The organism is Rhodococcoides kyotonense (genome assembly GCF_001645385.1).
GTDB lineage: Bacteria > Actinomycetota > Actinomycetes > Mycobacteriales > Mycobacteriaceae > Rhodococcoides > Rhodococcoides kyotonensis_B.
Genome location: NZ_LVHI01000001.1, coordinates 130837 through 145059 on the forward strand (window position 1 = coordinate 130837; position 14223 = coordinate 145059).

Below are 14223 nucleotides of genomic sequence, written 5' to 3' on the forward strand. Positions count from 1 at the left end.
GAGTGTGCCATCTCCGGCGCGGACGCCGGATCTTCTCAGTAGCTGTGTTCGGGACCGGGGAAGACACCACTGCGCACCTCGGCCAGGTACGTCGCGGCGGCGGTGCGGAGTTCGTCACCGACGTGGCCGAACTTCTTCACGAACTTGGCCGTCTTGCCGCTGGTGTAGCCGGCCATGTCCTGCCACACGAGAACCTGTGCGTCGGTCTCGTTGCCCGCGCCGATTCCGACCGTCGGGATCGACAACTTGCGGGTCACCTGACCGGCGAGGTCGGCGGGCACCATCTCCATGACGACCGAGAACGCGCCTGCTTCCTGGACCGCGATGGCGTCGGCGACGAGCTGATCGGCACCGTCACCACGACCCTGGATGCGGAAGCCACCGAGCCCGTTGACGCTCTGCGGCGTGAATCCGATGTGCGCCATGACCGGAATTCCTGCCGCGGAGATGGCTGCGATCTGATCGGCGACGCGTTCGCCACCCTCGAGCTTGACGGCGTGCGCGAGGCCTTCCTTGAGGAAACGCGTCGCGGTCTCGAGCGCCTGCTGCGGCGACGCCTCGTACGTTCCGAACGGCAGGTCGGCGACCACCAGTGCGTTGGGTGCTCCCCGGACGACGCCGCGGACGAGGGGCAGCAGTTCGTCGACGGTGACGGGGACCGTCGTGTCGTAGCCGTAGACGACGTTGGCCGCCGAGTCCCCGACGAGCAGCACGGGGATACCGGCTTCTTCGAAGATGCGGGCGCTCGAATAGTCGTAGGCGGTGAGCATGGCCCACCGCTCGCCCTCGGCCTTCATCTGCAGAAGGTGATGAGTGCGGGTCTTGCGAGTCAATCCGGATACCGAGGCGTCGGACGCGCCATAGACGGAGTTGTCGGACATCTTTGTCCCTTTCGGTTCCTCGAGGCCCGCCTGCGGGTCCCCGGGATGGGGTTGATGACGTCCTTCAGTCTGCCACCGACCGACGGCGAGCCCGAGAGGTCCTGTCAGTGCAATACATCACATTCGTTCCTCGTGCGAACGGAACGCGTTCGTGACGGGCATCCGCCGATCGCGCCCGAACGCGCGCGAGGTGACCTTGGTGCCGATCGGATACTGCCTGCGCTTGTACTCGGCCGCGTCGACCCTCTGCAGGATGTCGGCGACGGTGTCTCGGTCGTACCCGGCAGCGACGATGTCGTGCAGGCCCTGATCGCAATCGACGTAGCGGTACAGAATCGCGTCGAGCTCGTCGTAGTCGGGCAGTGAATCGGTGTCGAGCTGGCCGGGACGCAGCTCAGCCGACGGTGCCTTGTCGATGCTCGACTCGGGAACGGGCGGGACCTCGCCGCGCTCGGTAGCCGCTTTGTTGCGCCACCGCGCGAGGTCGCGGACGAGCGACTTCGGAACGTCCTTGATGGGTGCGTATCCGCCGATGGCGTCGCCGTAGATCGTCGAATAGCCGACGGCCAATTCGGATTTGTTGCCCGTCGCCAACACCAGATGGCCCGTCTCGTTCGATACGGCCATCAACGTCATTCCGCGGCAGCGGGCTTGGATGTTCTCCTCGGCGAGACCGTGGAGTCCGAGGGTGCGCACGAATACTTCCACCATCGGCTCCACCGATTGGGTGCGGAAGTGAAGCCCGGTGCGACGCGCGAGTTCGGCTGCGTCACTGCGTGAATGGTCCGACGAGTACCGCGAGGGCATCGAGATGCCGTGAACGGCGTCGCTCCCCAGCGAGTCGACGGCGATCGCGGCGACGACGGCCGAGTCGATCCCACCCGACAGGCCCAGCACGACGGATCGGAAACCGTTCTTGTGCATGTAGTCTCGCAGTCCGGTGACCAGTGCTGCCCACACCTGTTCCTCGTCGGGCTTCGAATCGGCGACGATCTCGTCTCGTCGATCCCATCCGCGAACGACGATGTCGGACACGGTGTTTCGGTCGACGGTCCAGCCGGGCACGTCGTCGCGATCGGGTCGCGGGTGGTCGGGTAGATCGACGTCGACGCAGAGCAGGTCCTCGGAGAACTGTCGAGCACGACCGAGCAGGCGCCCGTCGCGCGCGACGACCAGGCTGCCGCCGTCGAACACGAGCTCGTCCTGCCCCCCGACCAGATTGACGTACGCTACAACCGCGCCCGCTTCGGCAGCTCGTCGTTCGACGACCGACCGGCGGATGTGGTCCTTGCCGCGCTCGAACGGGCTCGCATTCAGGCAGAGAAGGACGTCGACACCTGCGGCCGAGTACGCGGGAACCGGGCCACCGGGCTGCCAGATGTCCTCGCAGATCACGACGCCGACGCGGTGATCGCCGATGCTGGTGATGCTCAGTCGCGATCCGAGTGCGAAGTACCTGGCCTCGTCGAACACGCGGTACGTCGGCAGGGCGACCTTGTCGTAGTGCGAGAGGACTTCGCCCCGGAACAGCACGGCCGCACTGTTGCGGGCGCCCGCGAGGTCGCGGTCCAGATATCCGACGACGGTGACGATGTCTCCGCAGCCTGCACGGTCCAGGGCGTCGGCGAGCCGTCGCACGGCATCTCTACCTGCGTCGGCGAAGGCCGGAGTCAGCGCGAGGTCTTCGACGGGATAGCCCGTCAGCGCCATCTCGGGGAACAGGACGATCTGCGCGCTTTCTTCGACGGCACGCCTCGCCCACGACACGATCAGCGCGGCATTGCCTTCCAGGTCGCCCACCGTCGGATTGATCTGAGCAAGAGCGATTCGCAGTGCCTGCACGGGTCGGATCTTAAAGGCGTCCTCGGCACTTCGCTCGGCGTGCTCTGGCAACATCATGTCGATGAAGTCGTCGACAGCGGGTGTCGCAGCGTTCGTCGCGGTCGCAGTGCTCTGCGTTCAGGGATGCGCGCAACCCGAGTCCACCGTGGGGGCTCCGGAGGCAGAGCCGGCGGAGGAATCGACGCCCGGTGCGGGCGTGATTCCTCCTGGGCTGGAGCAGTTCTACACCCAGACCCTGGGCTGGGAATCGTGCGACAGCTACGACACCGACGAATCGCTGATCGGCACCGATCTCGAATGCGCGAAGGTGACCGTGCCATTGGACTACGCGGACCCGGCAGGCGCCACCGCCGAAGTCGCGATCTCGCGCGCGCGTGCGACCGGAGACAAGATCGGTTCGATTCTGTTCAACCCGGGCGGGCCGGGAGCCTCCGGGCTGTACCTGGCGACGCAGGCCGAGGGCTCGGCCGTCTCGGAACGGTTCGACCGCATCGGATTCGACCCGCGCGGGATCGGCGCGTCGACCCCGGCGGTCAGGTGTCTGACGGCCGAGGAGACCGACGAGCAACGCAGCGAGAACGACGTCGACATGTCGCCCGAAGGCATCGCCGAGACCGAGGACGATCACCGCGACTACGCGGCCAAATGCGCGGAGCGGACCGGCGCCGACGTTCTCGAACACGTCGGCACGCAGGAGGTCGTCCGAGACATGGACGTCATCCGTTCGGTCCTCGGGGACGACAAGCTCACCTACGTCGGATTCTCCTACGGCACGCGGATCGGCAGCACGTACGCCGAGACGTTCCCCACCAACGTCCGCGCGATGGTTCTCGACGGCGCACTCGATCCCGAACAGAGTCCCGTCGACGAGGCGGTCGAGCAGGGTGCTGCCTTCCAGAAGGCATTCGACGGATTCGCGGCGAGTTGTGCGGAAGCGTCGAACTGCGCGCTCGGCTCCGACCCGATGGAGGCGAACCGGACGTTCCGCGAACTCGTCGACCCGTTGCTGGCCACGCCTGCCGAGACGACCGATCCGCGCGGCCTCGGCTACGACGACGCGTTGACCGGGGTGCAGCAGGCTCTGTACTCCGAGAGTCTCTGGCGTGTGCTGCGGGTCGGGTTGGCAGAGCTGCAGGAGGGCAGGGGAGACACCCTGCTCAGGCTCGCGGACACCTATTCCGGTCGTCTCGAGGACGGGTCCTACTCGAACCTCGACGACGCCTTCAACGCGATCCGCTGCGTCGACGACCCTCCGGTCACCGACCGGGCCGAGGCGAGCGAGGCCGACAGGCGATACCGCGAGGCAGCGCCGTTCCTCGACGACGGTCGCGGTACCGGTCAGGCGCCGCTGGATCTGTGCGCGTTCTGGCCCGTGAAGAACACGAGTACTCCGCACACCGTCTCCGCGCCCGGTGTGCCGAAGCTGGTCGTGGTGTCGACGACCTTCGACCCCGCGACGCCGTATCAGGCGGGTGTCGAGCTCGCCGCACAGCTCGGCGCCGACCTCGTGACGTACCAGGGAACGCAGCACACCGTCGCGTTCTCCGGCGTGCCGTGCATCGACGATCCGCTGATCGATTACCTCGTCGACCTCGTCCCGCCAGGTAACGATTTGGTGTGCTGATCTGTCTCACCCGCACGTCCGGGCTGGTGAGAGTGGCCGGATGTGAGACCGAATTCACGATGTAACACAGATTTAACGCGGTTTGCTTACTCTCGCGGACATGGATCGCCAAAAGGAATTCGTGCTCCGGACTCTGGAGGAGCGCGACATCCGCTTCGTCCGCCTGTGGTTCACCGATGTCCTGGGGTACCTCAAATCGGTCGCGATCGCACCGGCGGAACTCGAAGGCGCATTCGACGAAGGCATCGGCTTCGACGGCAGCGCGATCGAGGGATTCGCGCGCGTGTCCGAGGCCGACACCGTCGCGAAGCCCGATCCGTCGACATTCCAGATCCTGCCGTGGTCCACGAGCAAGGGGCATCAGCACTCCGCGCGTATGTTCTGCGACATCGCCATGCCCGACGGCTCGCCGTCCTGGGCCGACTCGCGCCACGTGCTGCGTCGTCAGCTCAGCAAGGCCGCAGACCTCGGCTTCAGCTGCTACGTGCACCCCGAGATCGAGTTCTTCCTCCTCAAGGACAGCCCCGAGGACGGCACTCCGCCCACCCCCGCGGACAACGGCGGCTACTTCGACCAGGCGGTCCACGATTCGGCGCCGAATTTCCGGCGGCACGCGATCGACGCACTCGAATCGATGGGAATCTCCGTCGAGTTCAGTCACCACGAAACCGCTCCCGGCCAGCAGGAGATCGACCTGCGCTACGCCGACGCGCTCTCCATGGCGGACAACATCATGACGTTCCGCTACGTCGTCAAGGAGGTGGCGATCGAGGAGGGCGTCCGCGCGACGTTCATGCCGAAGCCGTTCAGCGATCATGCAGGCTCGGCGATGCACACCCACATGAGCCTGTTCGAAGGTGACACCAACGCCTTCCACAACCCCGACGATCCGATGCAGCTGTCGGAGACCGGCAAGTCGTTCATCGCCGGAATTCTCGAGCACGCCAACGAGATCAGTGCGGTGACGAACCAGTGGGTCAACTCGTACAAGCGACTCGTGCGCGGCGGCGAGGCGCCGACGGCCGCGTCGTGGGGTCCGTCCAACCGATCGGCTTTGATCCGCGTCCCGATGTACACCCCGAACAAGGCGTCGTCGCGACGCGTCGAGATCCGTAGCCCTGATTCGGCGTGCAACCCGTACCTGGCGTTCGCGGTTCTTCTCGCTGCCGGCCTGCGCGGCATCGAGAAGGGTTACACCCTGCCTCCCGAGGCGGAAGAAGACGTCTGGGCATTGACGTCGGCCGAGCGTCGAGCCATGGGCTACAAAGAACTTCCCGGAAGCCTGGATCAGGCTCTGAACGCGATGGAGAGCTCGGAACTCGTCGCGGAGGCTCTCGGCGAGCACGTCTTCGACTTCTTCCTGCGCAACAAGCGTCGCGAGTGGGAGGAGTACCGCAGCCACGTCACGCCGTACGAGTTGAAGGCCTACCTCGGTCTTTAGCTCCCCGGTGTCGGGATGCACTAGGTTCTAGTGGTCGGAGAACGTCGAGTATCCCTGCGGTGAGGTGAATCTGTGTCACGCCAGAGTCGAGGTGTTCGCTGATGGTGCGTCCACCCACGTCGCGTTCGGTCGTCCCGGGAGCCGGGCGTCTCGGATTGGTGGAGTCCAGTGCCCCTGCGGATCTGACCAGGCTCGGCTGGGTCGACGAGGGCAGCCTGGAACTGTTGTGGTCGCTCTCGCGGGCCGCGAATGCCGATCTGGCTCTTCGCACGGTCGTTCGCCTGTCCGACTCGCTCGGTGACGGGTTCGCCGAGGTCGATGCTGCGTTGCGCGCGGACAAGGGCTTTCGAGGACGCCTGTTCGGGCTGACGGGCGCCTCGAGCGCCCTCGCGGACCACTTGGTGTCCGACCCCGCTGCGTGGCGTCTGCTGCTCACCCCCGAAGGATCCTCGTCCGGCCGGAATGCGGGTGTCGCGCTCCCGAGCAAGGAACAGCTGACGAAGCAACTGCTCGACGCCGTCGAGGCCGTTCCGGAGACGGGCGACAACGCCGCGCCCGACCTGTACCGCGCGGGCATCGTCGGACCCGACGCCGTTCTCGCGCTGCGTAAGACGTACCGCGATCAGGTGATGGTGCTGGCCGCCGCCGACCTGGCGGCGACCGTCGAGAACGAGCCGGTACTGCCGTATCAGTTGGTGGGAACACAGCTCTCCGACATGGCCGACGCGGCCCTGACCGCCGCGCTCGCCGTGGCCGTCGCGACCGTGTGTCCCGATTCGCCGTGCCCGACCCGCCTCGCCGTCGTCGCGATGGGCAAATGCGGTGCGCGCGAACTGAATTACGTGTCCGACGTCGACGTCGTGTTCGTCGCCGAGCCTGCCGACGCCGTCGCGAGTCGCATCGCAGGCGAGATGATGCGGATCGGCTCGTCGGCGTTCTTCGAGGTCGACGCGGCCTTGCGTCCCGAGGGCAAGCGCGGCGAACTCGTCCGCACACTCGACTCGCACATTGCGTACTACAAGCGCTGGGCCAAGACCTGGGAGTTCCAGGCACTGCTCAAAGCGCGTCCGATGACGGGCGATCTGGAACTCGGCCACGCATACGTCGCCGCGCTGAATCCGATGGTGTGGCTGGCGTCGCAGCGCGAGGACTTCGTCCCCGAGGTCCGTGCGATGCGCAGACGCGTCGAGGAAATGGTGCCGCCCGAACTGCGCGAACGGGAGATCAAGCTGGGCCGCGGCAGCCTGCGCGACGTCGAGTTCGCCGTCCAACTCCTGCAACTCGTGCACGGGCGCACCGACGAATCGCTTCGCGTCCTCGGCACGACCGACGCGTTGGCGGCGCTCACCGACGGCGGCTACGTCGGACGTGACGACGCGGCGAATCTGACGGCGTCGTACGAATTCCTGCGTCTGATCGAGCACCGGCTCCAGTTGCAGCGTATGAAGCGCACGCATACTCTGCCGCCGCCGGACGACGAGGAAGCTCTGCGCTGGCTCGCGCGGGCCGCGCACATGCGTCCCGACGGCAGCCGCGACGCGCTCGGTGTGCTGAACGCGGAGATCAAGCGCAACGCGCAGCGCATCAGGCGCCTGCACGCGAAACTGTTCTACCGGCCCCTCCTCGACTCGGTGGTGCGGTTCGACGACGACACCGTCCGGCTCACCCCTGACGCCGCGATCCGGCAGCTCGCGGCGCTGGGGTACGCGGCGCCGGAGAACGCACTCGGCCACCTGCGTGCATTGGTGAGCACCGGTGCACGACGCGGTCAGATCCAGGCCGTCCTGCTGCCGACGCTGCTCGAATGGCTCGCGGACACACCGGATCCCGACGCCGGTCTGCTGAACTATCGACGGCTCTGCGAAGCCACGACCGAACACACCTGGTTCCTGCGCATGCTGCGCGACGAGGGTGCGGTCGCGCAGCGGCTGATGATCGTGCTCGGGTCGTCGGCGTACGTGCCGGACCTGCTGATCAAGGCGCCCGAGGTCGTTCGCCTCTTCGCCGACGGGCCGAACGGGCCGAAGCTGCTCGACGCGGAGCCGGAGGAGACGTATCGCGCGATCCTGTCGTCGTCCGGTCGATACGAGGACCCGGCGCGGGCGATCAACGCGGCCCGCGCGCTCCGACGTCACGAACTCGCACGCGTCGCATCGGCGGACATCCTGGGGATGCTCGACGTACCGCAGGTCTGCCGTGCGCTGTCGTCGGTGTGGGCAGCCGTCATCAACGCCGCGCTGGCCGCGGCGATCCGAGCCAGCGAAGCCGAACGCGGCGAGCCTGCGCCCGCTCGTCTCGCCGTCATCGGCATGGGACGGCTCGGCGGCGGTGAACTCGGATACGGCAGCGACGCCGACGTGCTCTTCGTCTGCGACCCCGTCGAGGGCGTCGAGGACAGCGTTGCGGTCAAGTGGGCCAACAGCATTGCCGATCGGATTCGTAAGCTCCTCGGTGCGCCGAGCACCGATCCGCCGCTCGAGGTCGACACCGGTCTGCGTCCCGAAGGTCGGAACGGGCCCGTCGTGCGCACGCTCACCTCGTACGAGGCCTACTACGCGCAGTGGGCACAGGCCTGGGAGGTCCAGGCATTGCTGCGGGCGCATCAGGTCGCAGGTGATCAGGATCTCGGCATCAAGTTCCTGCTGATGGTYGACAAGATCCGGTACCCCGAGGGAGGCGTCTCCAACGAGGCGGTGCGCGAGATCAGGCGCATCAAGGCGCGCGTCGACTCCGAGCGGCTGCCGAAGGGAGCCGACCCGGCCACGCACACCAAGCTCGGCCGCGGCGGACTCGCCGACATCGAGTGGACGGTGCAGTTGATCCAGCTTCGCCACGCGCACAACGTTCCCGCACTGCACAACACGTCGACCCTGCAGAGTCTCGACGCCATCGGCGCCGCGGAACTGCTCAGCGAGAACGACGTCGAATTGCTGCGCGAGGCATGGATTCTCGCGACGAAGGCGCGCAACGCGCTCGTCCTCGTCCGAGGCAAGCCGACCGATCAACTGCCGGCCCCCGGCCACGTCCTGTCCGCGGTCGCCAAGGTCGCCGGGTGGCCGAACGGCGACGCTGGAGAGTTCCTCGACAACTACCTGCGCGTGACGCGTCGGGCGAAGGCCGTCGTGGAGAGGGCGTTCGGCGGCTGATCTTCGCCCGATCGCATCAGCCGGTCGTGACGAAGCCCTCCGACACGAGCCAGTCTCGCGCGACGTCGGCGGGCTCCAGTCCTTCGACGTCGACCTGTCGGTTGAGTTCGGTCATGACCTGATCGGTGAGCTTCTCGGAGATCGGCGCCATGACGTCGAGCACCTCGGGGTATGCGTCGGCGAACGACTTCTTCATCACCAGCGACGGGTTGTACTTCGGGAAGAACGACCGATCGTCTTCCAGCAGAACGAGATCCAGGGCGATGATGCGTCCGTCCGTGGTGAAGACCTCGCCGAACTTGCACTGATTGCCGTCGGCTGTCGCCTGGTAGATGATGCCCGTCTGCAAGATCTGGCGCGGCGCGGCGTCGGGGTTGAACTCGTACTTGGCTGCCATTCCCGGATAGCCGTCCTGGCGCACGTTGAATTCGGTTTCGACGCACGTGGTCGCCGCAGCAGGATCGGTACTGACGAGCCGCGCGTAGTCGGACAGGGTGCGGACGCCCGTCTGCTCGGCGGTCTGCCTGTTCATCGCGATCGCGTAGGTGTTGTTCATCGGGGCCGGATCGGCCCAGACCATGTCGTTCGCGGCGAGGTCGGCGTCTCGCGTGGCCTCGTACTGTTGCTGCGAGTCGGGGAGCGGAGTCTCGTTGCCCAGATAGTTGATCCACCCCGTGCCGGTGTACTCGTACGTCAGGTCGATCTGCCCGTCGAGTTGTGCGTCGCGGGTGCTGTTGGATCCCTGGATGTTCGTCAGGTCCCGCACGTCGGCGCCGGCGGCCGTCAACGCGAACTCGATGATGTAGCCGAGCGTGATCTGCTCGGTGAAATCCTTCGATCCCACGGTGATCTTGACCCCGTCGAGTTCCGGAATGGGTTCGATACTGCCCGGTCCGACCGGGAGCGGCACGGCACCACCCGATTCGAGACCGCAGCCGGCCACCAGCAGCCCCGACGCTGCGACGGCCAAGATCGATTTGACCACCGATTTCATCGCAGTCCCTTCGGTCCGAGGAACTGTTCCGCGAGCGCGCCGAGCCAGTCGATGAACAGTGCGAGCGACACCGCGAGCACGGCGCCGACGACGAGAGTGACGTTGTCACGCAACTTGTATCCGGTGTCGATGAGAATTCCGAGCCCGCCTGCGCTGACCAGGAAGCACAGCGTCGCCGTGCCGACTGCCAACACGAGCGACGTACGCAGACCCGCCAGGATGTACGGCACGGCCAACGGGAACTCGACCTTGCGCAGAACTGTCATCGCCGACATTCCTTGTCCGCGACCGGCGTCGATCAGCGTTCGGTCGACTTCCTGATAGCCGAGGATGGTGTTCCGTAGCACCGGCAGCAGCGAGTAGAAGGCAATGGGCAGCACGCCTATCCAGAACCCGGTCTGGCGGGTGGCCAGATAGAACAGCACCAACAGGCCGATCGCGGGTGCAGCGGCCCCGATGTTCGCGATGCCCACGAAAAACGGTGCGAGACGGGTGTATCCGGGTCGCGTGAGCAGCGTGCCGAGCGGAACCGCAACGAGGACGACGATGATCACGACGGCAGCGGTGATCAGAATGTGCTGCCACGTGAGCGTCACGATGTTCGAAATGCTGATACTGCCTTGCTGGGTTGCGGTCAGGTCGCGGCTGAAGGCCCAGATCAACACGCCCGCAACCAGAATCACGACGAGGACCGGCTGGACCAGCAATCGCATCCGCTCGGCGCGGCGCGCCGCACCTCGCTCGGATGCTCCCTCGTCCGGCGGTGCCTCCATCTCCGGCGCCTCCGGCGTTCTCGACGCCTCCGATGTGGTCATGCAGGCGCTCCCGCCGCGGCCACGTCGTCGTTGTCGTCGTGATCGTGCTCGTGTTCTTCTCGCATCTTCTGCAGGTGTCCGACGAGCGTGTCGATCGAGATGAGTCCGACGTACTCGCCGCGGTGCCCGGTGACGACCGTCGACGCCGTGCTTTCCGCGAGCAGAGCTTCGAGCGCATCCTGCAGTGTCGACTGGACAGACACCAACTCACCGATCGGAGCGCCGACGCCGCGCAGCGACGACGCCGTCTGTAGGTGGGCGGGGGAGGCCCACCGAAGTGGCCTGCTTCGGTCGTCGAGGATCAGACCCCACTGCCACTTGCGTGAGCTGATCTTCCGTCGGAACTCGTCGACCGGGTCGCTTTCCTTGGCGGTCGGGCACTGCAGCAGCCGGACGTCTCGGATCCGCGTGAGCGTCAACTGCTTCAGCGACGCGTCGGCCCCGACGAAGCCGGCGACGGTGTCGTCCGCCGGGTTCGCGAGAATCGCTTCCGGGGTGTCGTACTGCAGAATCGTGGACTGGTTGCCGAGAACCGCGATGCGGTCGCCGAGCTTCACGGCCTCGTTGAAGTCGTGCGTCACGAACACGATCGTCTTGCCCAGCTCGGACTGCAGACGCATCAGCTCGTCCTGCAGCAGGCCACGGGTAATCGGATCGACGGCGCCGAACGGCTCGTCCATCAGCAGCACCGACGGGTCGGCGGCGAGAGCACGAGCGACGCCCACACGCTGCTGCTGACCGCCGGACAACTGACGTGGATAGCGGTCGCGATACGTGTCCGGATCGAGGCCGACGAGGTCGAGCATCTCGTCGATACGTGCCGCGATGCGCTTCTTGTCCCAACCGATCAGGCCGGGCACGGTACCGACGTTCTTCGAGATGGTCATGTGCGGGAACAGCCCTGCCTGCTGGATCGAGTATCCGATCCCGCGTCGCAGCTCGTCCGGGTCGATCGACAGAGCGTCCTTGCCGTCGATCGTGATCTTGCCGGACGTCGGCTCGATGAGTCGGTTGATCATCCGCATCGTGGTCGTCTTGCCACACCCGGACGGACCGACGAACACCACGATTTCGCCGGCGGGAACCGTCATCGACACGTTGTCGACGGCCGCGGCCTTCTGGCCTGGATACCGCTTGGTGACGGAGTCGAGCACGATGTCCACTCCGGAGACGTGCTGCCTGGTTGTTTCAGTCACGGATACCCCTCGATGTTGTGAGACGGCCGACGAGCACGAGAATGCCGTCGACGACGAGCGCGAGAACGACGATCAACACGGTCCCGGCGAGAGCTTGTGGGACGGCGTTGGGGCTGCCGACGCGAGACAGACCCGAGAAGATGAGGTTGCCGAGACCGGGACCCTTCGCGTATGCCGCGATTGCGAGAATGCCGAAGATCATCTGCGTACTGACGCGCATTCCGGCGAGAATCGACGGCCACGCCAGCGGCATCTCGATGCGGGTCAGGATTTTCGTGCGGTTCAACCCCACGCCCTTGGCGGCGTCGGTGACCGCGGGATCGACCGACGCGAGGCCGATGATCGTGTTGCGGATGATCGGCAGCAGCGCGTACAGGACGAGGGCGGTGATCGTCGGAGCCACACCGAGTCCGAGAATTGGAATCAGCAGTCCGAGAAGCGCGAACGATGGGATCGTCAGAATCGTGCTCGCGAGCGCGGTCGCGATGGCCGACCCGGCGGGGGAGCGATAGACCAGAATTCCGACGACGACCGCGACGATGGTCGCTATCACGATGGACTGCACGACAGCGGACACGTGCAGATAGGAATCGGTGAGCAACTGTTGTCGTCTGTCCGAGACGAAGGTCCAGAGAGCGTCCATTCGAGGTTATCCACCCTCTTCGCGAGTATGCGGTCTCGTTCGGCGGTTCCGAACGAGCGGCACGTACGAGAGTGGCTTACTTTGCACGCGGTTAAACCCGTTTTCGCCAAGTCGTTACCCAAGTGCACGAAAAAAGCCACCCGCACCGCCGGAATTCGGCGATGCGGGTGGCAGGGTGACGCGGTGACGACGCGTGATTACACGTCGTAGTACAGCTGGAACTCGTAGGGGTGCGGGCGCAGGTTGACCGGAGCGATCTCCTGTTCGCGCTTGAGCGAGATCCAGGTCTCGATCAGGTCGGTCGTGAAGACGCCACCCTCGGTGAGGTACTCGTGGTCGGCTTCCAGGCGGTCGATGACGGCGGACAGCGACGTCGGCGCCTGAGGAATGTTCTTGGCCTCCTCGGGCGGGAGCTCGTAGAGATCCTTGTCGACGGGGGCCAGCGGCTCGATCTTGTTCTTGATCCCGTCCAGGCCTGCCATCATCTGAGCCGCGAAGTTCAGGTACGGGTTGCCCGAGCTGTCCGGTGCGCGGAACTCGAGGCGCTTGGCCTTCGGGTTGTTGCCCGTGATCGGGATACGCACGGCAGCGGAACGGTTGCGCTGGCTGTAGACGAGGTTGATGGGAGCCTCGTAGCCGGGCACCAGGCGGTGGTAGGAGTTGATCGTCGGGTTGGTGAACGCCAACAGCGACGGAGCGTGGTGCAGGATGCCGCCGATGTAATGGCGAGCGAGATCCGACAGTCCGGCGTATCCGGCCTCGTCGTGGAACAGCGGCTTGCCGTCCTTCCACAGCGACTGGTGGACGTGCATGCCCGAACCGTTGTCACCGAAGAGCGGCTTCGGCATGAAGGTGGCCGACTTGCCGTACTTCCACGCGGTGTTCTTGACGATGTACTTGAACAGCTGCAGGTCGTCCGCGGCAGCGAGCAGGGTGTTGAACTTGTAGTTGATCTCGGCCTGTCCGCCGGTGCCGACCTCGTGGTGTCCACGCTCGAGCTCGAAGCCTGCGTTCTGCAGGTTCGTGGAGATCTCGTCGCGCAGGTCGACGTAGTGGTCGTACGGCGCGACCGGGAAGTATCCACCCTTCGGGCGAACCTTGTAGCCCAGGTTGGGGCTGCCGTCTGCGTTGACCTCGACACCGGTGTTCCACGAGCCGGAGATCGAGTCGACCTCGTAGAACGCACCGTTCATGGCGGAGTCGTATCGCACCGAGTCGAAGATGTAGAACTCGGCCTCGGCGCCGAAGAACGCGGTGTCGGCGATGCCGGTGGAGACCAGGTACTCCTCGGCCTTGCGCGCGACGTTGCGGGGGTCGCGGCTGTAGGACTCACGCGTGAACGGGTCGTGCACGAAGAAGTCGATATTCAGTGTCTTCGCGGCGCGGAAGGGGTCGACCTGAGCCGTCCGGACGTCGGGGAGGAGCATCATGTCCGACTCGTGGATGGACTGGAAGCCCCGCACGGACGAACCGTCGAACGCCAGACCGTCTTCGAAGACATCCTTGTTGAACGCCGACGCCGGGATGGAGAAGTGCTGCTGGGTGCCGGGAAGATCCGTGAAACGGATGTCCACGTACTCGACGTTTTCGTCGGCGATGAACTTGATGACCTCTTCGGCCGTGGTGAACGCCACCTGTTAC

General features: G+C 65.7%; 10 protein-coding genes. 3 read left to right on the forward strand and 7 right to left on the reverse strand.

Annotated elements, in window-relative coordinates; genetic code table 11:
* Window positions 1-35 precede the first annotated feature (35 nt).
* Window positions 36-881 (reverse strand): 3-methyl-2-oxobutanoate hydroxymethyltransferase, encoded by an 846-nt coding sequence (gene panB, locus A3K89_RS00655; protein ID WP_068420563.1) that lies wholly within the window; start codon window positions 879-881, stop codon window positions 36-38.
* A 117-nt stretch (window positions 882-998) separates the two neighbouring features.
* Complete coding sequence (locus tag A3K89_RS00660) at window positions 999-2723, reverse strand: NAD+ synthase (protein ID WP_068420935.1); 1725 nt, start codon at window positions 2721-2723, stop codon at window positions 999-1001.
* A 55-nt stretch (window positions 2724-2778) separates the two neighbouring features.
* On the opposite strand from A3K89_RS00660, the gene A3K89_RS00665 reads away from it, so the two are divergent.
* The 3 genes from A3K89_RS00665 to A3K89_RS00675 all read left to right on the forward strand — a co-directional run bounded on the left by A3K89_RS00665 (window position 2779) and on the right by A3K89_RS00675 (window position 8934).
* On the forward strand, window positions 2779-4347 hold the full coding sequence (locus A3K89_RS00665) for an alpha/beta hydrolase (protein WP_068420564.1): 1569 nt from the start codon (window positions 2779-2781) through the stop codon (window positions 4345-4347).
* Window positions 4348-4447: 100 nt separating this feature from the next.
* Window positions 4448-5788 carry a type I glutamate--ammonia ligase gene (gene glnA, locus A3K89_RS00670; RefSeq protein WP_068420566.1) on the forward strand — a complete coding sequence of 447 codons (1341 nt, stop codon included), beginning with the start codon at window positions 4448-4450 and terminating at the stop codon, window positions 5786-5788.
* Between the two features lie 101 nt (window positions 5789-5889).
* Window positions 5890-8934, forward strand: coding sequence for a bifunctional [glutamine synthetase] adenylyltransferase/[glutamine synthetase]-adenylyl-L-tyrosine phosphorylase (locus tag A3K89_RS00675; protein ID WP_068420568.1), 3045 nt, complete (start codon window positions 5890-5892; stop codon window positions 8932-8934).
* A 16-nt stretch (window positions 8935-8950) separates the two neighbouring features.
* Here A3K89_RS00675 and A3K89_RS00680 read toward each other — a convergent pair whose 3' ends face one another.
* The 5 genes from A3K89_RS00680 to glnA (A3K89_RS00700) all read right to left on the reverse strand — a co-directional run bounded on the left by A3K89_RS00680 (window position 8951) and on the right by glnA (A3K89_RS00700) (window position 14216).
* Window positions 8951-9928 carry a glycine betaine ABC transporter substrate-binding protein gene (locus tag A3K89_RS00680; RefSeq protein WP_068420570.1) on the reverse strand — a complete coding sequence of 326 codons (978 nt, stop codon included), beginning with the start codon at window positions 9926-9928 and terminating at the stop codon, window positions 8951-8953.
* Window positions 9925-10701 carry an ABC transporter permease gene (locus A3K89_RS00685; protein ID WP_174551334.1) on the reverse strand — a complete coding sequence of 259 codons (777 nt, stop codon included), beginning with the start codon at window positions 10699-10701 and terminating at the stop codon, window positions 9925-9927. Before A3K89_RS00685 ends, A3K89_RS00680 begins: the two co-directional genes overlap by 4 nt.
* A 38-nt stretch (window positions 10702-10739) precedes the next feature.
* Window positions 10740-11939, reverse strand: coding sequence for an ABC transporter ATP-binding protein (locus A3K89_RS00690; protein ID WP_068420574.1), 1200 nt, complete (start codon window positions 11937-11939; stop codon window positions 10740-10742).
* Complete coding sequence (locus tag A3K89_RS00695) at window positions 11932-12582, reverse strand: ABC transporter permease (RefSeq protein ID WP_068420576.1); 651 nt, start codon at window positions 12580-12582, stop codon at window positions 11932-11934. Before A3K89_RS00695 ends, A3K89_RS00690 begins: the two co-directional genes overlap by 8 nt.
* Before the next feature lie 197 nt (window positions 12583-12779).
* On the reverse strand, window positions 12780-14216 hold the full coding sequence (glnA, locus tag A3K89_RS00700) for a type I glutamate--ammonia ligase (protein WP_068420578.1): 1437 nt from the start codon (window positions 14214-14216) through the stop codon (window positions 12780-12782).
* Window positions 14217-14223: the final 7 nt, after the last annotated feature.

Bases quoted from the DNA above. Each gene is read 5' to 3' on its own strand.
- panB (WP_068420563.1), bottom strand. From the start codon at position 881: ATGTCCGACAACTCCGTCTATGGCGCGTCCGACGCCTCGGTATCCGGA.
- A3K89_RS00695 (WP_068420576.1), bottom strand. From the start codon at position 12,582: ATGGACGCTCTCTGGACCTTCGTCTCGGACAGACGACAACAGTTGCTC.
- glnA (WP_068420566.1), top strand. From the start codon at position 4,448: ATGGATCGCCAAAAGGAATTCGTGCTCCGGACTCTGGAGGAGCGCGAC.
- A3K89_RS00680 (WP_068420570.1), bottom strand. From the start codon at position 9,928: ATGAAATCGGTGGTCAAATCGATCTTGGCCGTCGCAGCGTCGGGGCTG.
- A3K89_RS00665 (WP_068420564.1), top strand. From the start codon at position 2,779: ATGTCGATGAAGTCGTCGACAGCGGGTGTCGCAGCGTTCGTCGCGGTC.
- A3K89_RS00685 (WP_174551334.1), bottom strand. From the start codon at position 10,701: ATGGAGGCACCGCCGGACGAGGGAGCATCCGAGCGAGGTGCGGCGCGC.